The 20,214-nt window shown below is 68.2% G+C and carries 19 protein-coding genes; 7 read left to right on the forward strand and 12 right to left on the reverse strand.

Features of this window, described 5'->3' with window-relative positions; all coding sequences use genetic code 11:
• Positions 1-25: 25 nt before the first annotated feature.
• A complete protein-coding gene (gene fen / locus NDI79_RS11680; RefSeq protein WP_310928625.1) occupies positions 26-1,006 on the reverse strand; it encodes a flap endonuclease-1 in 981 nt (326 codons plus the stop codon).
• A 27-nt stretch (positions 1,007-1,033) separates the two neighbouring features.
• On the reverse strand, positions 1,034-1,675 hold the full coding sequence (locus NDI79_RS11685; RefSeq protein WP_310928626.1) for a GNAT family N-acetyltransferase: 642 nt from the start codon (positions 1,673-1,675) through the stop codon (positions 1,034-1,036).
• A gap of 73 nt (positions 1,676-1,748) precedes the next feature.
• Here NDI79_RS11685 and NDI79_RS11690 point away from each other — a divergent pair, with 73 nt between their 5' ends.
• Both NDI79_RS11690 and NDI79_RS11695 read left to right on the forward strand, forming a co-directional pair.
• The gene (locus NDI79_RS11690; protein ID WP_310928627.1) at positions 1,749-2,351 is read left to right on the forward strand and encodes a class I SAM-dependent methyltransferase; all 603 of its coding nucleotides are present in this window, start codon (positions 1,749-1,751) and stop codon (positions 2,349-2,351) included.
• A gap of 87 nt (positions 2,352-2,438) precedes the next feature.
• Positions 2,439-2,861 (forward strand): DUF3054 domain-containing protein, encoded by a 423-nt coding sequence (locus tag NDI79_RS11695; protein WP_310928628.1) that lies wholly within the window; start codon positions 2,439-2,441, stop codon positions 2,859-2,861.
• Between the two features lie 51 nt (positions 2,862-2,912).
• Here the strand turns inward: NDI79_RS11695 and NDI79_RS11700 are convergent, their stop codons facing one another.
• Positions 2,913-4,211: an MFS transporter gene (locus NDI79_RS11700; RefSeq protein ID WP_310928736.1), complete on the reverse strand. Its 1,299-nt coding sequence runs from the start codon at positions 4,209-4,211 to the stop codon at positions 2,913-2,915.
• A 293-nt stretch (positions 4,212-4,504) separates the two neighbouring features.
• Here NDI79_RS11700 and NDI79_RS11705 point away from each other — a divergent pair, with 293 nt between their 5' ends.
• Positions 4,505-4,753 carry a DUF8015 family protein gene (locus NDI79_RS11705; RefSeq protein ID WP_310928629.1) on the forward strand — a complete coding sequence of 83 codons (249 nt, stop codon included), beginning with the start codon at positions 4,505-4,507 and terminating at the stop codon, positions 4,751-4,753.
• A 122-nt stretch (positions 4,754-4,875) separates the two neighbouring features.
• Positions 4,876-5,874, forward strand: a complete 999-nt coding sequence (locus tag NDI79_RS11710; protein ID WP_310928630.1) for an ornithine cyclodeaminase family protein — start codon at positions 4,876-4,878, stop codon at positions 5,872-5,874.
• A gap of 9 nt (positions 5,875-5,883) precedes the next feature.
• On the opposite strand, the gene NDI79_RS11715 is transcribed toward NDI79_RS11710, so the two are convergent.
• From NDI79_RS11715 to rqcH, 6 genes are all read right to left on the reverse strand, one after another.
• Positions 5,884-6,318, reverse strand: a complete 435-nt coding sequence (locus NDI79_RS11715) for a DUF8215 family protein (RefSeq protein WP_310928631.1) — start codon at positions 6,316-6,318, stop codon at positions 5,884-5,886.
• Positions 6,319-6,361: 43 nt separating this feature from the next.
• The gene (locus NDI79_RS11720) at positions 6,362-7,429 is read right to left on the reverse strand and encodes an mRNA surveillance protein pelota (protein ID WP_310928632.1); all 1,068 of its coding nucleotides are present in this window, start codon (positions 7,427-7,429) and stop codon (positions 6,362-6,364) included.
• Positions 7,430-7,537: 108 nt separating this feature from the next.
• Complete coding sequence (locus NDI79_RS11725) at positions 7,538-7,969, reverse strand: ester cyclase (RefSeq protein ID WP_310928633.1); 432 nt, start codon at positions 7,967-7,969, stop codon at positions 7,538-7,540.
• Between the two features lie 155 nt (positions 7,970-8,124).
• Positions 8,125-8,805, reverse strand: a complete 681-nt coding sequence (locus tag NDI79_RS11730) for a DUF4013 domain-containing protein (RefSeq protein ID WP_310928634.1) — start codon at positions 8,803-8,805, stop codon at positions 8,125-8,127.
• A 72-nt stretch (positions 8,806-8,877) separates the two neighbouring features.
• The gene (locus NDI79_RS11735; RefSeq protein ID WP_310928635.1) at positions 8,878-9,594 is read right to left on the reverse strand and encodes a DUF4013 domain-containing protein; all 717 of its coding nucleotides are present in this window, start codon (positions 9,592-9,594) and stop codon (positions 8,878-8,880) included.
• 265 nt (positions 9,595-9,859) lie between these two features.
• A complete protein-coding gene (gene rqcH / locus NDI79_RS11740) occupies positions 9,860-11,965 on the reverse strand; it encodes a ribosome rescue protein RqcH (protein ID WP_310928636.1) in 2,106 nt (701 codons plus the stop codon).
• Positions 11,966-12,164: 199 nt separating this feature from the next.
• Here rqcH and NDI79_RS11745 point away from each other — a divergent pair, with 199 nt between their 5' ends.
• From NDI79_RS11745 to NDI79_RS11755, 3 genes are all read left to right on the forward strand, one after another.
• Positions 12,165-12,383: a DUF7835 family putative zinc beta-ribbon protein gene (locus NDI79_RS11745; protein ID WP_310928637.1), complete on the forward strand. Its 219-nt coding sequence runs from the start codon at positions 12,165-12,167 to the stop codon at positions 12,381-12,383.
• Between the two features lie 82 nt (positions 12,384-12,465).
• On the forward strand, positions 12,466-12,975 hold the full coding sequence (locus tag NDI79_RS11750) for a GNAT family N-acetyltransferase (protein WP_310928638.1): 510 nt from the start codon (positions 12,466-12,468) through the stop codon (positions 12,973-12,975).
• Between the two features lie 60 nt (positions 12,976-13,035).
• Entirely contained in the window at positions 13,036-14,541 is a 1,506-nt protein-coding gene (locus NDI79_RS11755) for a methyl-accepting chemotaxis protein (protein WP_310928639.1), read from the forward strand.
• A gap of 262 nt (positions 14,542-14,803) precedes the next feature.
• On the opposite strand, the gene NDI79_RS11760 is transcribed toward NDI79_RS11755, so the two are convergent.
• The 3 genes from NDI79_RS11760 to NDI79_RS11770 form a co-directional block, all read right to left on the reverse strand.
• A complete protein-coding gene (locus tag NDI79_RS11760) occupies positions 14,804-16,987 on the reverse strand; it encodes a PAS domain S-box protein (RefSeq protein ID WP_310928640.1) in 2,184 nt (727 codons plus the stop codon).
• Between the two features lie 254 nt (positions 16,988-17,241).
• Positions 17,242-18,312 carry a DUF2891 domain-containing protein gene (locus NDI79_RS11765; protein ID WP_310928641.1) on the reverse strand — a complete coding sequence of 357 codons (1,071 nt, stop codon included), beginning with the start codon at positions 18,310-18,312 and terminating at the stop codon, positions 17,242-17,244.
• 76 nt (positions 18,313-18,388) lie between these two features.
• Complete coding sequence (locus tag NDI79_RS11770) at positions 18,389-20,062, reverse strand: tRNA uridine(34) 5-carboxymethylaminomethyl modification radical SAM/GNAT enzyme Elp3 (RefSeq protein ID WP_310928642.1); 1,674 nt, start codon at positions 20,060-20,062, stop codon at positions 18,389-18,391.
• Positions 20,063-20,214 lie beyond the last annotated feature (152 nt).

Genomic DNA, 20,214 nt, shown 5'->3' on the forward strand with positions numbered 1-20,214 from the left:
CCGCCGGGTCCGCGCCGCCGACGCGTCAGGTCCACTGGTCGAGTCCGGTCTGGACGACGGACTCCTCGATTCGCTCGAACCCGCGGTCGACCTTCTCGGCGGGGATTCCCCACTCCTCGGTGACGAACGCGCGGGCCGCCTCGACGTCCGGCGAGAGGTCCGTGTCGAACTCGTAGTCGTCTGTGACCGGCGGGTCGAAGAACAGTTCGCGCACCCGGTCGGCGTTCTCGATGTACGCGTCGCGCGCTTCGAGGACGGCCCACAGGTCGCCGTGCGCTTTGACCTCCTTCAGCGCCGTCTTCGGGCCGACGCCGGAGAGGCCGTCGTTGAAGTCGGTGCCGCAGAGGATGGCGATGTCGACGAGTTGCTCGTGGGTCACCTCGAGGTCCGACAGCGTCGCGTCGAGGTCCATCAGTTCGGGGTCGCCCTTCGAGGTGAGTTGTCTGAGCGTGTACGGCGCGCCGAACAGCAGCGTGTCGTAGTCCTCGCTGCCGACGTAGTCGGCGTCGCCCCGCTTGGCCATGTGCGACGCCTGCGCCTCCCCCTCCGCGGGCGCCTCGACGACGGGCACGTCCAGCAGTTCCAGCAGTTCGCGGCTCGTCTCCTGAATCGTCTCAGTGAGTCGCTGCGTCCGCGCCTCCAACCGCGACGCGGCCAGGGCGTCGCCGCGCTCCTCGGCCTCGCGTTTCAGCTCCTCGGCCTGTTCGCGTCGCGCCCGGCGCTCGGACACCTCGGCGTCCTTCAACTCCGTGACGCCGCCGTCGAAGACGAATATCGGAACGAGGTCGTGCTCGAAAAACTTGGGAAGCCCTTGCACGATGCCGACGAGGTTCGCCACCTCCTCGCCGTCGGCGGTGGTGTAGACGTCCTCGCGGGTGAACTTGACCGTGGTCGTCAGGTACCGGTACAGCCAGTTGTGCGCGTCGACGGCGACGACGCTCCCCGCCACGTCGTCGAACGACACGTCCGAGAGGGACGCCAAGGTCCGCAGGTCTGCGTTGCCCATTACCCGCCGGTTGGGTCGCGGGGCGCTTTAACGTCCCGCGTCTGCCGTGTCGTCGGCGTCGTCGGCGTCGTCCCCGTCGCCTTCTGTCTCTCCGATTTCGACGCCGTCGAGGAGGGCCGGCGGGTCCGACCCCTCCCGTGCGGAGAGAAAAGCCGTCTCGGCGTCGCCGAGGTCCCTGTCGCGGTAGTCGTCCAATCCCGCCTGGTACGTCTCCCGCGCCCGCCCCGCGGGCGCGTCGGCCGGCCGTTCGAGGACGAGTTCGGCGAGTCCGGTCGTCTCGCCGGTCCACGCGAACCCGGCCTTGTGGAGCGCCTCGTAGGCGAACGGGTTGTTGACGGCGATGGCGAGCGTTTCGTAGCCCGCACCGCGGGCCGCGTCGGCGACGAACGCGCAGAGCCGCGGTCCCAGCCCCCGCCGCTTGCGGTCCGAGCGGACGGTGACGTAGCGAATCCAGAGCGTCGACTCGTCCGTGCGGTCCTCGTTGAACGCCGCCGCGGCGGCCACGGCCGAGTCGTACTCCTCGGAGGGGGCGGCCGTCGGGTCCCACCGGTCGACGACGACGGCCTTGCCCGTGTTCGACATGACGAACTTCCCGGCGTAGGCGAACCGACGGTAGTCCAGACGGAGCGTCGGTCCGTCGTCCGCCCATCCGAGGACGACGAACTCCATGGCCGAACGAGGGGGGCCGCGCGGTTGAGTGCGTCGGTCAGCCTTATTCGCCTCCGGGGCCGTAGCCGACGGTATGGCGAGCCTCCACGGCCGGGGCGACGTGCGCTTCTTCGACCGCGTCGCCTCGCTGTACGACCGTCTGATGCCCTCCGCGGACGCCGACGCCCTCCGCGCCGGCCTCGCGTTCGCCCGGCGGGACGTTACGCGCGTGTTGGACGTTGCCGGCGGCACCGGCCGCGCCTCGCGGGCGCTGGCGCGCGAGGGGTTGTCTGTCGACCCCGTCGTCGTCGACTTCTCGCGGGGGATGCTCGCACGGGCGCGGGCCGACGGGCACCCGGTCGTCCGCGCCGACGCCGGGTCGCTGCCGGTCCGCGACGGCGGCGTCGACGCCGTCGTCGTGGTGGACGCCCTCCACCACCTGCCGGACCCCGAACGGGGCCTGCGGGAGGCGGCGCGCGTCGTCGGCCCCGGCGGGGTCGTCGTCGTCCAGGAGTTCGGCCCGCGGACGCTCCGCGGCCGCGGCCTCGTCCTCGCGGAACGCGCCGTCGGCTTCGACTCGACGTTCTGGACACCGACGGACCTGTGCGCCCTGCTGTCGGCGGCGGGACTGGAGCCGAGAATCGTCTCCGAGGGGTTCGAGTACGTCGTCGTCGGACGCGTCCCGGCGGAGGGCTAGAGCGGGCGACACACGGGCGAACCCCTCGCTCGCTCGAACCGACACCGAAACGGGAGAGTCATGTAGGACGGTCCGAATCCAACGGACATGGGAACCTCGAACAGTTCGTTCCTCGACGAACGGGTGGACGCGGACGCGTTGCCCCTCGCGGTGGGGGATTTCCTCGCGTTGGCGCTCGTCTTGACCTACGGCGTGGTGAACCACAACGGCGTGGAGTACCTCTCTTCGAACCCCGCGGGGTGGATTCTGACGATGGTGCCGTTCCTCCTCGGGTGGGCCGTCTGCGGGACGCTCATCGGCGCGTACTCGGCGGGGGCGGCGGAGAGCGCGAAGTCGGCCATCCCGCTGGCGATTCGCGGGTGGATTCCGGCGGCGCTCGTCGGCCTCATCCTGCGGTGGACGGCGATATTCGAGGGCGGCGTCGAACTGGTGTTCGCCGTCGTCATCCTCGTCGCCGGCCTCGTCGCCCTCGTCGCCTGGCGCTGGCTGTACTTCAAGATTGTCGGGTAGTCGCGGTCTCTTTTCTGTCGAGTTCGGTTCGAGTTCGATTCTGCGAAGCGCTCAGTCCGAGGCGACTTCGGACGCCGCCGACTTCCCGCTCCGCCGCGCGAGGTAGAGACCGAACCCCGCACCGGCGGCGGCGATGCCGGCCAGCGTGGCGAACAGCGCCGCCGGCGTCGCGTACGTCAGGATGGCGCCGGCGAGGGCGCCGCCGAGGGCGCCGACGCCGAACACGCCGAGGTAGGTGTAGCCGTAGGAGAGGCCGCGCGTGCCGGCCGGCGTGTACTCCGCGACGGTGGCCTGGTAGAACGGCTGGATGACGAACAGGAAGAAGCCGAGCACGGCGCCGAAGGCGAGGAGGGGGACGAGGCCGGCGTTGACGACGGGCAGGAAGAGGACGGCGAGGACGGCGAGGGCGCCGAAGGAGCCGACGAGGCCCCACTCGACGGGCAGGCGGTCGGTGAGTTTCCCGCCGGCGTACTGCCCGAGGACGCCGACCATCAGCAGCCCCGAGTAGAAGTAGCGCTCGGGCTGAAGCGTCTGCCCGGAGTCCGCGGTGACGCCGAGCGCCCCCGCGAGGCCTGCGGGCAGCAGCGACGCCAGCGGCACCGGTTCGAACGTCCCCAGCCCCGACAGCAGGTCCGGGAGGAAGGTGAGGACGCCGCGGTAGTACAGCCCCGAGCACATGACGACGAGGAAGACGACGACGAAGCCGCCCGCGACCATCCGCCTCGACTCCGCGAGGAACTCCTCGACGGAGTCGACGCCGGCGTCGGCCTTCGAGGAGCCGCCCGCGCCGGCGTCGACGGCGGCGTTCTCGTCGAACTGCGCGCGCGTGGCGTAGGCGCCGGCCGCGAGAGCGGGGAGCGAGAGGAGTATCGCCACCGTCGTCCAGTCCAAGAACATGAGGAGGACGGCGGTCAGAAGCGGGCCGAGGCCGATGCCGACGTTGCCGGCGATACCGTGGTAGGCGAAGCCGGTGCCGCGTTCGTCGACGCCCTTCGAGATGAGGGCGAGGCCGGCGGGGTGGTAGACGCTGGCGGCCGCGCCCCAGCAGAGCAGCGCGAGGGTGACGACGACGAGGTTCGGCGAGAGACCCAGAAGGACGAACGAGCCGGCCATGCCGAACAGGCACAGCGAGATGAGCCGCCGCGAGCCGATGCGGTCGACGAGGACGCCGCCGGGGAGGGCGCCGACGCCGAACAGCCCGTAGCCCGCCGTCACGACGAGACCCAGCGTCGCCGCCGTCACCTCGACCTGCGTGAGGCCGAGATTCACCACGTCGAACTCCGTCAGCCAGATGGAGACGAAGATAGGGATGGACAGCTCGTAGGTGTGGACCATCCCGTGCGCGAGCATCACGAGGGCGACTATCGAGCGGTCGTTGCGGTTCACGTCGGTAGGTCCGACCAGCGCACAGTTGAACGCTCGGATGGGGGCAGAATGTGGGACAGTTACATAAGAAATAATACCTGTTTTGGCGTGTATATGTTTACATCCTGAGTAAACCGCCTGTACGATGTGCTAACAGCCCACGTGCCCGTGGTTCGGGACTCATAACTTATGAGAATCCTACGCGGTGCTAACGGAATAGATACTGGTGAGCAATGGGAAAGAACTATATGACGTGTACCCGTAGAATACTATGTATTATGACAGGGTACTACGACTACGTTCTCGGCCTCATTCCGCTCACACTGTTCGGTCTCACCGGCACGCTATCGCTCGTCGGCTTCGATCTGACCCAGGCGGTTCCCGTCGCCGCCGCCGTCGCCGCCGGCATCGTCGGACACGCGCTGTTCGTCAACGGGCCCGTCTCCGCCCGCGCGGGGCGGACCTTCGAGGCGGACGCGCCGACCAACGCGCACTCGAACCCCGCGACGCCCGTCGACGCCGACTAGTCGTTTCGCCCTGTCACCCCGACGACGTCCGCGTTCGCGTTACCACTTTTCTGATACCTTCCCCGCGAGCCACGGCGCCGCCGTCCCGCACGTTCATCACGGTGGCGTTCGATGTACCCCCCATGACGGAGACGCTGTTTCTGACGAGCGACGACGTGACGGGACTCGCGACGCCGGCCGAGTTCGTCGACGCCGTCCGCGACGCCTACCGACAGCGCGGCGAGGGGGCGCCGGCCGAACCGCGGACGAAGCTCACGAACGAGGAGCCGCCGGGCTTTCTCACCACCTACGCCGCCGTCCTCCCCGAGACGGGCGCGATGGGCGGGTACGCCTACAGCGCCGGGTTCGGCGCGGGCGACGCGTGGTTCATGACGCCGCTGTTCGACGCCGAGTCGGGCGAACCGCTGGCGCTCCTCGACGGCGCGAGCATGAACCCGTTCAAGACGGGCGCCGCCGGCGCCGTCGGCGTCGACGCCCTCGCCCGCGAGGACGCGACGACGCTGGCGATAATCGGAAGCGGCGCGCAGGCCCGGGGACAGCTTCGAGCCGCCGCGACGGTGCGGGACTTAGAGACGGTCTGGGTGTACTCGCCGACGAAGGAGAGCCGCGAGTCGTTCGCCGGCGAGATGGACCGCACGCTGGACGCCAGCGTCGCCGCCGTCGCCTCCCCGGCCGCGGCCGTCGAGGGGGCGGACATCGTCGTGACGGCGACGAACGCCTCGGAACCGGTGTTCGACGGCGACCGGTTGGAGGACGGCGCGCACGTCACCGCGATGGGCCAGTACACGCCCGGAAAGCGCGAACTCGACGCGACGACCATCGAGCGCGCGAAGTACGTGCCCGACCTGCGGGCGCGGGCGACGCAGGACGCGGGGTCGTTCATGCACGCCCTGGAGGAGGGCGTCGTCGACGAGGACCACATCTACGCCGAACTCGGCGAGGTGGTCGCGGGCGAAGTCGAGGGCCGCGAGGACGACGAGGAGGTCACCGTCTTCGACAGCGGCGGCACCGGCATCGAAACCGTCGCCGGCGCGTACCTCCTCTACGAGAAGGCGAAGTCGGAGGGCCTCGGCACGACCATCGACTTCTCGCCGGCGAGCGAGTCATTGACCGGCGAGTAGTCGGGAGCCTCACAGCGAGAGCCGAGAGAGTCGAGCGAGCGACCGGAACGCCCGCGGCAGCGCCGAGACGGCGACGGCGCAGGCGACGGCGGGCACGAGCACCCCGAGCGCGAACGACCCCCAGTGCAGGTTGGCGGCGACGCCGAGGTACGTCCCGCCGCCGACGACGAGGCTGTAGTACGCCGACCGGCCGGCGAGCGTCCCGAGGTGGCCGGGCGCGGGCCACTGTGCGCCGCCCACGTACCCGCCGCGGAACGCCGCGACGGCCAGCGGGGTGGCGCAGAGCGCCGTCAGCGCCGACAGCGCCACCGCTTCCGCCGGCCGGGCGAACAGCAGGAACCAGAGCGTCGGCACCGCTAAGGTGGATACTTCCATCCCGGCGGTCAGACTCTGGTTCAGGTACCGGTCGAACCGCCGGATCGTTCCCGCGGCGCGTCGAACCACACGAACGATTAGGGAAGAGTCGGCAAAACGCTTCGGTCGACGTTCACTGTAACCGATAGCGCAGGATAGCCGCGATGCCGCCGAGGTTCTTCAGTTGGCGGCCGGGGTCGAACTCCGAGGAGAAGACCGCAACTTCGCCGCCCTGCCGTTCGACGGTCTGGATGACCTCGTTGACGTCGACGTCCCACTCGCCGGCGCCCTGTCGCTCCTCGCGGAGTCGCTCGTCGAGGACGAGAAGCGTCTCGACGGCGCCGAAGTCCGCCGCCTCCGCGACTTCCTCGATGCCGTACGACACCTTCTCGCCCGTGGCGATGCCCTCCATCAAGTCGTCGATGAGGTCCGCCTCCTTCGAGATGCGCGTCTGCGTCTGCACCTCGTCGACGGCGCCCCGCTTGAGCACCTCGTGGACCCCTCTGTCGCCGACGCCGGAGGTGTCGACGACGGTCATCTTCTCGACGAGGTCGCGGTGGTTCTCCGCGATGTAGTCGCGGGCGTCCTGCTTCGTAAAGCCCGGCCCGGCGAGGATGATGGCGTCGACGTCCATCCGGGCCAGCGCCTTTCCGAGTTCCGCGAACAGTTCGGACCGGGGCCGGGCGTACTCGCCCTTCCCCGTCGGTGCCGTGAACGAGAAGCGCTCCTCGGTGCCGTACTGCGCCACCGTGTGGATGTACGCCGCCCCCTCCTCGACGGTGGCGATGACCACGTCGGGGTTCTCCGCGGCCTCCTCGGCCTCCTCGATGCGCTTCTTCTGGTCGGGCTTGAAGTGCTTCTCGATGGTCACCTCGTCGTGCTCCTCGACGTTCAGCGTGTGGTGGTGGCCGAGTTGGTCCTCGCGGGAACTGCCGACGATTTCGCCGCCGACGCGGAGGCGGTTGGCGAAGCGGGCGAACTCCACGTCGCCGACGCTGATGGTGACGTTCATGTGTTCGCGCTGGCCGCCGGTGTCCCGCATCTGGTCGTCGTCGCGTTGGATGCGGCGGGTGGTGTCGCCGGAGACCAAATCGCCCGATTCGAGGACGTGCGAGAGGTGCCAGAGGTCGTCCACGTTCTCGGGGACGAGCGTGATGCGTTCGCGGCCCTCCTCGCCGCGCCCGCGACTCGAAATGCGCATGTCCGGACGTGCGGCGCGGGCGGGGAAAGGTGCTGCTATACTCGCGTCCGGCGGACTGACGGCCGACGGAATCGGTCGGATCCGAAAAGTCGAGAGGGGTCTACGGGCTCACGCGGGAATCTCGGACGCGCCGAGTTGCCGCAGCAGTCCGAGGGCGTCCGGGTGGACCCACCGCTCGGCTATCTTCCCGTCCTCGATGCGAGTGAACACCGCGTTCGAGACTTCGACGCGCTCGCCCGTCGGTTCGAGACCCATGAACGGGCCGTCGTGCGTCCCTCGGAGCGTCACGCGCATCGCCACCGTGTCCCCCTCCGCGACCACGTCCTCGACGGTGGCCGAGAAGTCCGAGAACGCGCCGACGAAGGCGCCGACGCTCTCTTTGATCCGCTCGCGTCCGCGGTGTTCGCCGAACGGGTCGTGTTCGACGGCGTCCTCGGCGTACAGTTCGTCTATCAGGTCGAGGTCGCCCCCCGTGGCGACGTCCTCCGGGACGCGCCGCGCGATTCGTTCGTTCTGTTCGGTACCGGTCGTCATCTCCATCGTGCTCACGCCTCCACCGCGCTCCCTCCGCGGCCGCCCGTTCGCGCGGCTACGCGGCGAGCGCTACCCGTATATACGACTCGCGAGACGTTAATCGTTACCGGATATCACGGTTTCGGCGGGAACGTCCGAAGCGCCGGGTTCGTCGCCGTCGGTCAGACGCTCGACTCGACGACGCCGCGGCGCTTCTTGCTCAGTCCCTCGGCGAAGCCGCGGCCGTAGAGGTAGTACATGGCGACCTGCACGTAGAACAGGACGAGAAAGCCGACGAGGACGGGGGAGAGCAGCGACCCGATAGCGCCGAGGACGAGGCCGACGAGGGCGGCGAGCACCCACGCCTTGAAGTACTCGCCGGTCGTTGCCGCCGAGGCGATAGTCGAGATATCGAACGCCGCGCCGAGCGAACCCTCCACGGCGAAGTTGGCGAACCCGGCGGGGGCGAAGTAGCCGACGACGAGACCGAACAGGGCGAGGACGAGCGACCCGAGGAGGAAGGTGGCGCCCACGGCGGCGCTCGGGTCGCCGGACGGACTCGTGAGCGATCCGACCACCCCGAGGACGACTGCGAGACCGAAGAACGGGACGACGACGACGAGCGCGTACGCGAGGTTGACGACGAGCAGTTTCAGACCGTCGACGACGAGGCCACCCCAGTCGGTGAACGAGGGAGCGGCGCGTTCGCCCTTCGCTGCGCTCTCGAGAACGCGGACGAGGTAGCCCTGGACGATGACGACGGGGAGCACGAAGATGGACAGGAGCGTGAGTACCCCGCCGATGATGACCGTCGGTATCCAGTCGTCGCTGTTCTTGAGATACGAGAGCGCGTCGCCTAACATCGACCGAACCGAGAGCGGTCGCTCAGTTAACTCTTTGCGAAAAAACCGAACGACGGCGGGGGACGGGGGCGCTCAGATGACGGCCTGTTCGTCGGGCTGTTCGCCCATCTCGCGCATCTCGATGTTGCGCAGGTCGCCCCACGCGTGACCGATCATGTAGTAGGCGGCGACCGCGGCGTAGAAGCCGAGGAACGCGCCGGGTATCGCGCCGATGAACGGGAGGATGCCGCTCAGCATCCCCGCCACGATACCGGCGACGAAGATGACGGCGAAGCCGCTGATCCACGCCGTGAAGTACTTCCCCGAGGTGAGCACGGGGCGCAGGTCGCCGAACGAGAACGCCTTGCCCACGCGGTCGGTCTCGACGAAGTTCGCCACCGCCGCGGGGATGACGTACGCGGCGAGGAGGCCGAGCACCACGGAGACCAGCAGTCCCGCGAGGAAGCCGAGGCCGCCGAGCACGTTCGCTCCGTTGGAGCCCTGCCCCACGAAGATGGTGAACAGGCTCCCGGCGACGAGAACGCCGGCGACGACCATGGGCACGAGACCGTACACGAGGGCGATGGCCGCGGCCTTCAGGCCGTCGACGGCCATGTCGCCCCACTCGTCGAACACGGGGGGTTGCTCGTCGCCGCGCATCGTCGCGCGGACGACGCGGACGAGGTAGCCGGCGACCAGGATGGTGGGAACGACGAGGAAACCGAGCAGGCTCAGGATACCGCCGATGAGGACGGTCCGTATCCAGCCCTCCTCGTCGTTTCGTAAGTAGGTGAGTGATTCGCTAATCATGGTGTATCACGAGCGTCCCTCCTCCCCCGCGTTGCGCCGCACGTACGGTTGACCGGCGCGCCGGATTTCGGTCGCGCCGGGCCGTCGTTCCGCCGAAAGGACGGAGTGGTACGCTCGGGTGTAATGACTCCGTTCCGAAGGATAAATATATATTATAGTTCTGTCCGAATAACGGAACGTTATAGCTCTTTTGGCCGTCCTACCGTCGGCGATGACGGACGACGGCCGCCGACTCGGAGGCGTCTCGGCGGCGACGGGCCGGGCGTCAGTCCTCCAGTATCTCGCTCCCGCCGGGCGGCAGGAACTCCTGAATCTTGTCCGGACTCGCCACCTTGCGGAGGAACGACTGGTCGGCGAACACCTCCTTGAATCGGCGGTACACCATCTTCGCGGCGTCGTTCTGGGCGTAGCGACCGGGTTGGAGTCGCACGCTCGCCTCCAGGCGGTCCTCGACGGCCGACGGCGGTCCACCGAGGACGCGCGTCTCGCCCTCGCACTGCACGCCGACGGCCACCTTCGCCTCCACGTCACGGAAGTACGTTCGGTCGCCGCGGACGACGAACGACCCCTTCTCCAGATATTCGCCGGATTCGGGGGTCTTCGACACCTGGTCGGGCGTCACCATGTACGCCTCGTCGGCGTACCGACCCTCCTTCCAGATGGAGGAGTAGGAGACGGCGAACTGCGCCGCCTCCCGCTTCGTCGAGTCGGGGAAGTCGACGGCCTCGGAGGGTTCGGAGGGGCCCGTCGCCTTCACGACGGTGACGGGGCCGCCGTGCGCCTGCGTGTGGAAGAACAGGTCGTGTTTGTTCAGATATTTCTTCACTATCTCCTCGTTCTGGTCGGCGTTGCGCCCGCCGATGACGAGGTAGCCGTCGGAGGTGTGGAACCAGCGGAACTGCTCGAACCAGTGCTCCTCGGTGCGGAGCGGGATGGACGTCCGAGAGAGCCAGTCGATATCCTCGGGTTCCTCCTCCTCCTCGTCGTCCTCGTCGTCGGCCTCCCACTCGTCGCGGCGGCGCTTCACCTCCGCTAACTCCTCGCGGGTGTCCTCGATGGCGGCGAGGGCGCCCTCCTTCTTCCCCTCGACGCGTTTCGCTTCCTGATACAGTCTGTCGGCGTTCTTCTCGACGCCCGTGTCGACGACGACTTCGACGCGCGTGCCCTCGAGTTCGACGGTGACGGTGCCCTCGGCGCCGTCGACGTCGACGACGGCTTCGGCCGCCGGGATGCCCCGTTCGGCGCCGTCCTCGAGCGTCTCTCGGATATCGTCCCACGGCACGTTCTCCTCGCGGGCGTCGCGGACGGTCGTGAGCACGTCGTCCACCAAGTCGTAGTGGGCGTACAGCAGTTCGGCGCGCTCTCGCTCCTCTTTCGCCTGCTCCTCGAAGCCCTCGATGGCGCCCTCCTGCTGCTGGATGATGCGCTTTTTCTTCTCTATCTCCTCTTCGAAGTCCGGGCGGTTCGACCCCGCTTCCTCGTCGGGGTCGTCCTCCGCCGAGCGGTCGAGTCGGAAGAAGTACTCGTCCAACGCGTCGTTGAACGTGTCGTGGGACTCGCTGTTGAGCCCCTCGGCCTCGTGCTCTTCGAGGGGGAACGGCGTCGCGTCGACGACGGCGCCGTCCTCCTCGTAGACGCGCGGGTCGAAGTCGCCCGACTTCAGGCGGTCGCGGAACGACTGGATGGCGTCGTAGACGGCGCGGAACTCCTCGTCGCCCGCCTCCGAGATGTCCATCGTCTTCTCGACGCCCGCGCGGGTGCAGAACTCCTCGGCGTACAGGCCGCCGAGGTTCACCTGCGTCGCCAGCGTCCGCACGACGTCGGTGTCGGAGTCTTCCATCCGGCGCTTGAATCCCTCGTAACTCACCGTGAAGGGGTGCAGGCGCGAGGAGGGGAACTCGTACTGCGCGCCCGGGGCGACGGTCCGCGACTTCAGGCGCACCGTCTCCAGACTCTGGACGACTTCGCCCGTCTCGTCGAGGACGGCGACGTTGCCCTGTCCGAACAGTTCGACGACGATCTGCGTGTCCTCGTCGTCGCGTTCGAACTCGAAGGTGAGGATGCGGTCGAACTCGTACTGCTCGACGCCCGCGAAGTCCGCGCCGCTGAGTCGGTTGCGAAGCATCATCGCGAAGTTCGGCGGCCGGCCGGGCGCGTCGGGAACGTGCTCGGGTTTGGCGGCGTGCGCCCGCTTGACGTCGCCGACTTCGAGGATGAGTTCGACGCGGCCGCGGTCGAAATCGCGCATCCGCAGGCGAAGCAGGTCGTCGCCGTAGAGATAGGCCTTGTCGACCTTCGCCCCCTCGTACCGGTTCAGTTCGGTGACGAGAGCGCTGAGGTCCACGCTCGTCAACTCCCGCTTCGGGTCCATACCCCCGCCTTCACGGCCGCGGATGAAAAGCCGCACGTTCGACTGACGAGGGTGCGGCGTCGGACGCCGACGAGACTGACCCCGAGGTTCGAGAGCACGACGTGTCTGATGTAGCAGTCATACTTACTGGCGTGGTGTGAGGATAATCAGAACAGGGGCCAAAACGGCTATCTGTCTGATAGGCAACTAATCGACAACCATGTCGAAGCCGCATCGGAGCGTCGACGAGGAGGAGGGGGAGACGATCAGACACTGTTCGGAGTGCGGCGGCGACCGGGAACACGAGGTGAGCGTCACCGTGGCGGAGACCGACGCGCACGACTACGTCCGCGAGGAGAACGAGGAGTACGCCCGGCAACCGCACCGCGTGTACGAGTGCGTCTACTGCGGGAACACGGAGTTGGAGTCGCTTCGGTGAACGGAGGCGGGCCGTCGGGGTCGGTTCGCCGACCTCGGACCGCACCGAAACGCTCAGTCCCCGGGCGGGCGTGCGAGAGGACATGACCGACCGGAACGCCGACGGCGACGCGGACTCGGACGCGACGGCGGACGACGGGGTGCGCACGGGCGTGTCCATCGTCCGAACCGACGAGGAACGCGAAGACGCCTTCGCCGTCCGCTTCGACGTGTTCGTGGACGAACAGGGCGTCGACGAGGAGTTGGAGTGGGACGAACACGACGAACCCGGCGCCGAGGCGACGCACCTCGTCGCCTACGACGACGGCGCCGTCGTCGGCGCGGCGCGGGTCCGCCCGTACGACGAGGAGACGGCGAAGGTCGAACGCGTCGTCGTCGCCGCGGACAGACGCGGCGAGGGGTGGGGCGAACGCGTGATGCGCGCCGCCGAGGAGGAGGCACACGCGGCCCGGTTCTCACGAGTGAAACTCCACGCGCAGATCCGCGTGCAAGAGTTCTACGAGTCGCTCGGCTACCGCGCCGTCGGCGAGGAGTTCGAGGACGCCGGCATCCCGCACGTCGAGATGCGGAAGTCGCTCGACCGAGAACTGTAAGATATCATATTTGGTATTCAGAGACGTACGCTTTTCCCTCACAAAACGGTGATAGACACGATGTTAGAGATACTTTCCGCGGGAGTGGCGGCCGCGATGCGTCCAACCGGCGACGACGGCGGGCTGGAACGGGTCACCGCGGTGCGTCAGGTGCTCGACGCGCTTCCGATGCCGGCGTTCGTCCTCGACACCGACCACACGGTCGTCGGGTGGAGCGACGGGATGGAGACGCTCCTCGGAATCGCTCCCGAGGACGCGCTCGGGTCCGACAGCCGAGAGACCATCGTCGTCGGAGGCGACGACGAGCAGTCGCTCTCGTTCGCCGACAAGGTGCTTCTCGCCCCGCGCACCGCCGCGGAGGAGTACGGCGTCGACCGGCTCGACAGCCCGTACACGAGCTACCGCGTCTACGAACGCGAGAGCCGCCTGCGCACGGCGTCCGGCAGCGACGTCGACATCCGGTTTCAGGTGATGCCGCTGTTCGACGGCGGACCGGACGGCGAACTGATGGGCGTCCTCGAAGTCATCCAGGACCGGACCGAGGAGCTCCGGCGGCGCGAGGCGCTGCAGTCGCTCGTGACCGAGGTGACCGCGACGCTTCGGAGCGCCGCAACCGGGGCGCTCGACGCCCGCGTGGAGTACGAGTGCGACGCGCACCTCTTCGAAGACGGACTGCTGGACGTCGTCGGCGAGGTGAACCGAACGCTGGAGCGCTTCGAGTCGCTGGTCGCGAACGTCGAAGGGCACGCCGCGGACGTCAGCGGCGCGGCGACGACGGCGAACGACGCCGCACACCACATCGACGGCCGCGTGACGGAGCAGCGACTCGCGCTGGAGACGGCCCGGGACGACCTGGCGGCGTTCAGCGCCACGATGGAGAAGGTGGCGGCGAGTTCGACCGAGGTCGAGGCGGGGGCCGACCGGGCGCGCGTGAACGTCGCCTCGTCGCTCGATTCGACCGCCGAGACCCGGTCGGTCACGGACGAGGTCAAAGCCCGCAGCGACGAACTCCTGGAGACGGTTCACGCCCTCGAAGCCGACATGACGGAGATAAGCGAGGTGGTGTCGCTCATCTCCGAGATAGCCGAGCGGACGAACATCCTCGCGCTGAACGCGAACATCGAGGCGGCCCGCGCCGGCGAGGCCGGGTCGGGGTTCGCCGTCGTCGCCGGGGAGGTCAAATCGCTCGCCAACGAGACGCAGACCCACACCGAACAGGTCACAGAGCGCATCGAGCGCGTACAGTCGCGCGCGAACGAGACGGCGCGGTTGGTCGAGACGACCCACGAGGACATCGGCCGCGCCGACGCGGCCATCGACGACACCGCCGAGTCGCTCCGCGAGGCGGCCGACGCGGTGGACGAGGCGGTCGAAGGCGTGAGCGAACTCTCGACGGCGAGCGACGATCAGGCCGAATCGGTGGAGAGCGTCGTCGTCACGGTCGAAGACGTCAGCGACGACGCCGCGGAGATAGAGGAGGCCATCGGCGATATCGTCGCCGTCGTGGAGTCCCAACACGAGTCCGCGGACCGACTGGACGCCATGCTCGCGGAACTGACGCGGTAACGGGAACGGCGCGGACCGAACGCGGAGCGACGAGGACTGAGGTTCTCCGATGCGTCCCGAGGCCGTTCCGAAGCGTTTCGAAGAGTCCGCGGACGGGTCAGTCGTCGCCGGTGCTCACCGACGACGTCTCGCGTACGGCGTGACCCGTCCGCCGGACCCTGAAACCGCCGGCCTCCTCGCGGCCGTATACTCGTAGAGGGGGAAAGTGAAACGATACAACTTTCCCTGATAGACAGTATTTCTGATAATACAGCGGGGCCAGCTACTCGGTGGCGGGGGGGACGCCGGAGAACTCGAAGCGCGCGCCGCCGGTCTCGCTCTCGGTCAGTGCCACCGACCAGCCGTGCGCCTCGGCTATCTGCGCGACGATGCGGAGCCCGAACCCCGTACCGTCCCGCGACGTCGAGTAGCCGGCCTCGAACACCGCTTCGCGCGACTCCGGCGGGACGCCGGGACCGTCGTCCGCGACGAAGAAGCCGTCCGGAAGCGCGCCGACGGTGACCGTCACGCCCTCACCCGACCCCGTCGAGTCGGCCGCGGAGCCGTGTTCGACGGCGTTCCGAAGCAGATTCTCGAACAGTTGTCGGAGTCGGCTCTCGTCGGCCCGAATCGAGCGGTCGACGTCGACGGCGAGCGACGCGTCGCCCGTCTCGACGTTCAGCCAACTCGCCTCCGCGGTCGCGGCGAGTTCGACGTCGGCGGGGCTCTCGACGGCCGCTCCCTCCCGCGCGAGCGTCAGCAGGTCGTCGATGAGCGTCCGCATCCGCCGGTGCGCGCGCCGCACCGCGTGGAGGCTGTCCGCGTCGTCGGTCGCTATCAGTTCGAGATGGCCCTCGGCGACGTTCAGCGGGTTCCTGAGGTCGTGCGAGACGACGCTCGCGAACTCCTCTAGGCTCTCCTTCTGCCGTCTGAGCTTCCGCTCCTGCCGCCGTCGCTCGGTGACGTTCTGCGACATCGCCATGCCCGCCTCGACGCCGTCGTCGCCGCGTATCGGGAGCGTCCGGATCCGGTACTGCTCCCCGTCGAGTCGCTGCTCGAAGGTGTGGCTGTTCCCCGCGAACGCCTCCCGGTAGTAGTGTTCGAGTTCGTCCGCGATGGCCGCCGGGAACAGGTCGTACGGCGTCCGGCCGAGGAAGTCGTCGGGCGACAGACCGACGTTGCGCAGTTCCTCCCCCTCGGCGAGCGTGTACCGCAGGTCCTCGTCGAACAGGAAGACCCCGCCGTCGGGGACGTTCTCGACCAACGTTCGGTAGCGGTTCGTCGTCGCTTCGAGGCGTCGCTCGCGTTCGACCCGCTCGGAGATGTCCCGACTGATGACGAGAAAGCGGTCCTCGCCGTTCAGCGCGAGGCGTCTGAGGTGCACCTCGACGGGGAGCGACGAGCCGTCTCGGCACCTGTAAGACCCCTCTAGTTTACACCGGTCACCCGCCTCCATCTCGGACCACAGCGCCCGCGCCTCGTCCGGTCGGATCTCCTCGTCGAGGTCCCAGACGCTCGTGCCGACGAGTTCGTCGGCGTCGTAACCGGTCTTCGCGCACAGTTCGGGGTTCGTCTCGGTTATCGTCCCCTCGTGGTCGTGGACGTTTATCATGTCCGGCGAGTTCTCGAACAGCGCTTCGAGTCGGACCGTGGTCCGCCGGAGACGCTCCTCGCGTCGGTGCCGCTCGGAGATGTCCCGGAACTGCGAGAAGACGGCGACCATCTCGCCGTCCTCGTCGGTGACGACGCGGTTGTGCCACTCGCAGACGATGCGCTCGCCGTCCCGGCGCACGTTCTCGTCGACGCTGTGGTAGCCCCCTTCCGACTCCATCAACGCGGACGTGACCGCGTCGACGTTCTCGTAGCTGGCGTCGGCGACTATCTTCTCCCAGGTGTGTCCGCGCAGTTCGCCCTCGTCGTAGCCGAGTATCTCCGTGGCGGCCTCGTTGACGTCGACGATTCGGAAGCGCTCGTCGTACTCTATCACGCCGAGCGGCGACTGCTCGACGAAGAGGGCGAGTCGTTTCTGACTGGCCTCCAGCGCGGTCCGCGAGCGGTGCTGGTCGACGGCGTTGCGGACGCGGTTCGCCAGCACGGCGTACTGTCCGTTTCCCGTCTCCTTCTGGAGGTAGTCGGAGACGCCGGTCGAAATCGCCTCGCTGGCTATCTCCTCGCTCCCCCGACCCGTGAACAGGATGAAGGGGGCGTCGACGCCCGCGGCCCGAACCGACTCGAAGAACGCCAATCCGTCGGTCTCCGCCAAGTTGTAGTCCGAGACGACGCAGTCGAACTGCCCTTCATCGAGCAGTCCCAGCGCTTCGGCGGCGGTGGTGGCCGTCTCGACGGTCGTCCCCTCGGACTCGCGTTCGAGGAACGCGGCGGTCATCTCGGCGAAGCCGGGTTCGTCGTCGACGTGGAGGACGCGGACCGGCCGGTCGGCCTCGAACGCGTCCGGCGACGAGGTCATCCGTCCGCCCCGTGGTCCGCTGGCGTCCCGGCGAGAGACCGCCGGGCGGCCGTGTTCCGTTCGAGGACGGAGACGAAGACGTAGGAGAAGGATGCGGTACCGACCGTGCGCGCGGGTGTCGTGCGAGTGGGTGACATCGGTGTGTCGAACGGGGCGAGTCGGACGGGAGCGGCCGACTCACACCGGTGCGTCCGGGCCGTTCGTGCCTCCCCTTCGATAACATACACTATAAATGATTGGTCAGATTCGCCTCATTAGGTGGGCGCGACGCCTCCCTCGCCTCTCGTGAGGAGGTAGCAGACGAACGAGGAGAGCCAGTGGGACCCCGCGTAGTCGTCGGTGAACGCCCCTTCGACTCCCGACTCGGCGTGTCGGCGGGCGCTCTCCGCGAACGGGTCGGCGTAGGGGTGGTCGCCGAGGGCGTCCACGACGCCCGCCAGCGCCCACGCCTTCGAGACGTTCAGACCGACGAGGTGGAGTGCGACCCCCTCGTCGGGGTCGGCGTCGACGCGCGCGGGGTCGAGGAGCGACGCGTACGGCGCCGTCCGCACGTCGGGGAAGAACCGGTCGGCCCACGCCCGGAACTCCCCGCGGTCGTACACGCGCCGCATCAGGTCCGCTTCGGTCAGCGACGGCGACAGGAAGTCCCAGCCGAGCGGTTCGTACTCGACGGGGTACGCCTCATCCCCGTCGAAGAACGACTCGGCCGCCTCGTCGACGGCGTCGGCCAGGGAGTCCTCGCCGGTCGTCCGCGCGTAGTCTCGGACGCAGTGGAGGGCGAACGCGGAGTTACCGTGCGTCCCCACTCTGAACGGGCGCTCCTGCGCCAGGAACTCCGACTCGACGAGCGAGCGCACCGTCCGCGTCAGCGGTTCGAGCGCCGACCGCCACCGCTCGGCCGTTTCGCTCCCCCACAGCGACAGTTCCGCGTCGAGGTGCAACAGCCACGCCCAGCCGTACGGTTTCTCGAAGGCGGGGTTCGCCTTCAGGTACTCGGCCTCCCGTCGGACGTTCTCGGGCGTCAGTCGCGCGTCGAGGCTCTCGACGATGTCCGCGCGGTTCGGGTGTTCCTCCGACAGTCTGAGCTGTCGGACCAGCGCCCAGTGGCTGTGGACCGCCGAGTGCCAGTCGTAACAGCCGTAGAACGCGGGGTGTCGCTCCTTCGGGCGCGGCGCGCCCTCCGGGGAGTCGACCTGCCGGACGTAGTGGGGAAACTCCGTGTCGACGGACTCCAAGGGGTGTCGCGCGAGCCGTTCCCACATTTCGGGGGTGAGCCAGTCGCTCCGGCCCCGGAGAATCCGCTCGGGGTCGGTGATGTCGTCCATGCGAAAGCGTCTCGGGGGCCGGACATAGTCGGTCCGGTCCCGCGAGAGTCGGTGACACGGGAGAGACCGCAGCCGCTCAGAACCGCTTCGACACGTACGGACCGTCCTGGTGGTAGCCCAGTTTCCGCTTGTAGTACTCGCGGACGCCGATGCCGGAGATGACGCTCACCTTGTCGTAGCCGGCGTCGCGGGCCATCTCCTCGGCGCGTTCGAGGAGGCGACGGCCGTAGCCCTTGTGCTGCCAGTCCCCGTCCGAACCGATGCCCGCTTCGGAGCCGTACACGTGCAGTTCGCGGACGAGGGCGGCGTCTTCGAGTTCCCGCCGGACGGGATTGTTCGGGAACCGAAGCCGACAGAACCCGACGAGGAGGTTCTCCGCCGGGTCCTCGAACGAGAGGAAGTGCTCGGTTCCCCCGGCGGCCTCGTACGTCTCCACCCGGAGTTCGACGCGTTCCGGGTCGGGGTCCGCCTCGTTCATCCCCACCTCGCGGGCGCGGATGTCGTTCACCTCGATACCCTTCTCCTCGGCGCGCTGTTCGGCCAACTGGCGGAGGTTCGACTTCCAGACGCCGGCGTCGATGAAGTCCGCGGGGATGTCGCGCTGGACCCGTTGGAGGCGCGTGTACTTCGGAATCATCCCCATCACCTCGCTTATGACCTCCGCCGCCTCCTCGTTGTTCAGCGGGTCGTACTCCTCGTTGCGCCACATGTCGTACGTTATCGTGTCGCGGACGACGAGCGTCGGGTATATCTTCAGGTAGTCGGGCCGCCAATCCGAGTTCTCGAACAGTTGGCGGAAGTCCTCGATGCACATCTCCTTGGTCATCCCGGGCTGACCGGGCATCATGTGAAAGCCCACCTTGAACGCCGAGTCGCGGAGGCGGCGGTTGGCGTCCAGCGAGGCCTGCACGCCGTGCCCGCGGTGCATGTCTCGGTTGACGCGTTCGTAGGTGGTCTGGACGCCGACTTCCACCTTCGTCGCGCCCAAATCGAGCATCCGGTCTATCTGTTCGGGGTCGCACCAGTCGGGTTTCGTCTCGAAGGTCGTCCCGATGTTCCTGATATCGGCCGTCTCGTTCTCCGCGATGACGTCCTCCAGGTAGCTGAACTCCACGTCCTCGGGGTCCGGTTTGAACGACCGGTCCTCGGCGGGGTTCGGCTCCGAATCGAGGTCGTAGTCGTTCATCGCTTCGAGGGCGCGCTTGACGAACCACTCCTGGTAGTCGTGGCTCCGGGCGGTCATCGTCCCGCCCATCAGGATGAGTTCCACCTTGTCGACGGGGTGCCCGATGTGTCTGAGCTGTTCGAGTCTGAGCGTGACTTGACCGTAGGGGTCGTAGTCGTTCTGGACGCCGCGGGCGGCGGCGGGTTCGTGACCCGTGTACGACTGCGAGGAGGAGAACTCCGAGGCCGGGCCGCCCGGACAGTAGAGGCACTTGCCGTGCGGGCACATGTGCGGGGAGGTCATGATGGCGACGGGCGAGACGCCCGAGGCGGTCCGCACGGGTTTCCGTCGTGTGACCTCCTGTACCTCCTCGCGCCGGCCGTCGGGGGCGTGTCGGAGGATTTCGGCGTTCTTCGGCACCTTCGGTGAGGAGTGCTCCGAGCAGGCGTCGAGCTTCGCGGATTCGAGGCTCTCTCTATCCACCTCGCCGTCGAGGATGCGCTCGACGAGCGTCTCGCAGGTGCGGCGGAACGCCTCCGTCTCGGTGGGCTCTTGCTCCTCCTTCGCGTCGGCGTCCGCGCTCACGGCGCCACCACCGCCGCGACGGACGTTCGGACGAGAGACATCGTTGCCTCTCAGTCGCGTCGTTTCGCGGTTAAGGGTGTCGCTCGGGGGCGTACCGTTCGTCGGCACAGAGGAGAGCGCCGCCGCTGGGAGCCGAGGGGAACGGGACGGGG

The sequence above is a fragment of the Halogeometricum sp. S3BR5-2 genome, from assembly GCF_031624635.1.
GTDB classification, from domain to species: Archaea; Halobacteriota; Halobacteria; order Halobacteriales; family Haloferacaceae; genus Halogeometricum; species Halogeometricum luteum.

Bases quoted from the DNA above. Each gene is read 5' to 3' on its own strand.
- fen (WP_310928625.1), bottom strand. From the start codon at position 1,006: ATGGGCAACGCAGACCTGCGGACCTTGGCGTCCCTCTCGGACGTGTCG.
- NDI79_RS11685 (WP_310928626.1), bottom strand. From the start codon at position 1,675: ATGGAGTTCGTCGTCCTCGGATGGGCGGACGACGGACCGACGCTCCGT.
- NDI79_RS11690 (WP_310928627.1), top strand. From the start codon at position 1,749: ATGGCGAGCCTCCACGGCCGGGGCGACGTGCGCTTCTTCGACCGCGTC.
- NDI79_RS11695 (WP_310928628.1), top strand. From the start codon at position 2,439: ATGGGAACCTCGAACAGTTCGTTCCTCGACGAACGGGTGGACGCGGAC.
- NDI79_RS11700 (WP_310928736.1), bottom strand. From the start codon at position 4,211: ATGCTCGCGCACGGGATGGTCCACACCTACGAGCTGTCCATCCCTATC.
- NDI79_RS11705 (WP_310928629.1), top strand. From the start codon at position 4,505: ATGACAGGGTACTACGACTACGTTCTCGGCCTCATTCCGCTCACACTG.
- NDI79_RS11710 (WP_310928630.1), top strand. From the start codon at position 4,876: ATGACGGAGACGCTGTTTCTGACGAGCGACGACGTGACGGGACTCGCG.
- NDI79_RS11720 (WP_310928632.1), bottom strand. From the start codon at position 7,429: ATGCGCATTTCGAGTCGCGGGCGCGGCGAGGAGGGCCGCGAACGCATC.
- NDI79_RS11725 (WP_310928633.1), bottom strand. From the start codon at position 7,969: ATGGAGATGACGACCGGTACCGAACAGAACGAACGAATCGCGCGGCGC.
- NDI79_RS11730 (WP_310928634.1), bottom strand. From the start codon at position 8,805: ATGTTAGGCGACGCGCTCTCGTATCTCAAGAACAGCGACGACTGGATA.
- NDI79_RS11735 (WP_310928635.1), bottom strand. From the start codon at position 9,594: ATGATTAGCGAATCACTCACCTACTTACGAAACGACGAGGAGGGCTGG.
- rqcH (WP_310928636.1), bottom strand. From the start codon at position 11,965: ATGGACCCGAAGCGGGAGTTGACGAGCGTGGACCTCAGCGCTCTCGTC.
- NDI79_RS11745 (WP_310928637.1), top strand. From the start codon at position 12,165: ATGTCGAAGCCGCATCGGAGCGTCGACGAGGAGGAGGGGGAGACGATC.
- NDI79_RS11750 (WP_310928638.1), top strand. From the start codon at position 12,466: ATGACCGACCGGAACGCCGACGGCGACGCGGACTCGGACGCGACGGCG.
- NDI79_RS11755 (WP_310928639.1), top strand. From the start codon at position 13,036: ATGTTAGAGATACTTTCCGCGGGAGTGGCGGCCGCGATGCGTCCAACC.
- NDI79_RS11760 (WP_310928640.1), bottom strand. From the start codon at position 16,987: ATGACCTCGTCGCCGGACGCGTTCGAGGCCGACCGGCCGGTCCGCGTC.
- NDI79_RS11765 (WP_310928641.1), bottom strand. From the start codon at position 18,312: ATGGACGACATCACCGACCCCGAGCGGATTCTCCGGGGCCGGAGCGAC.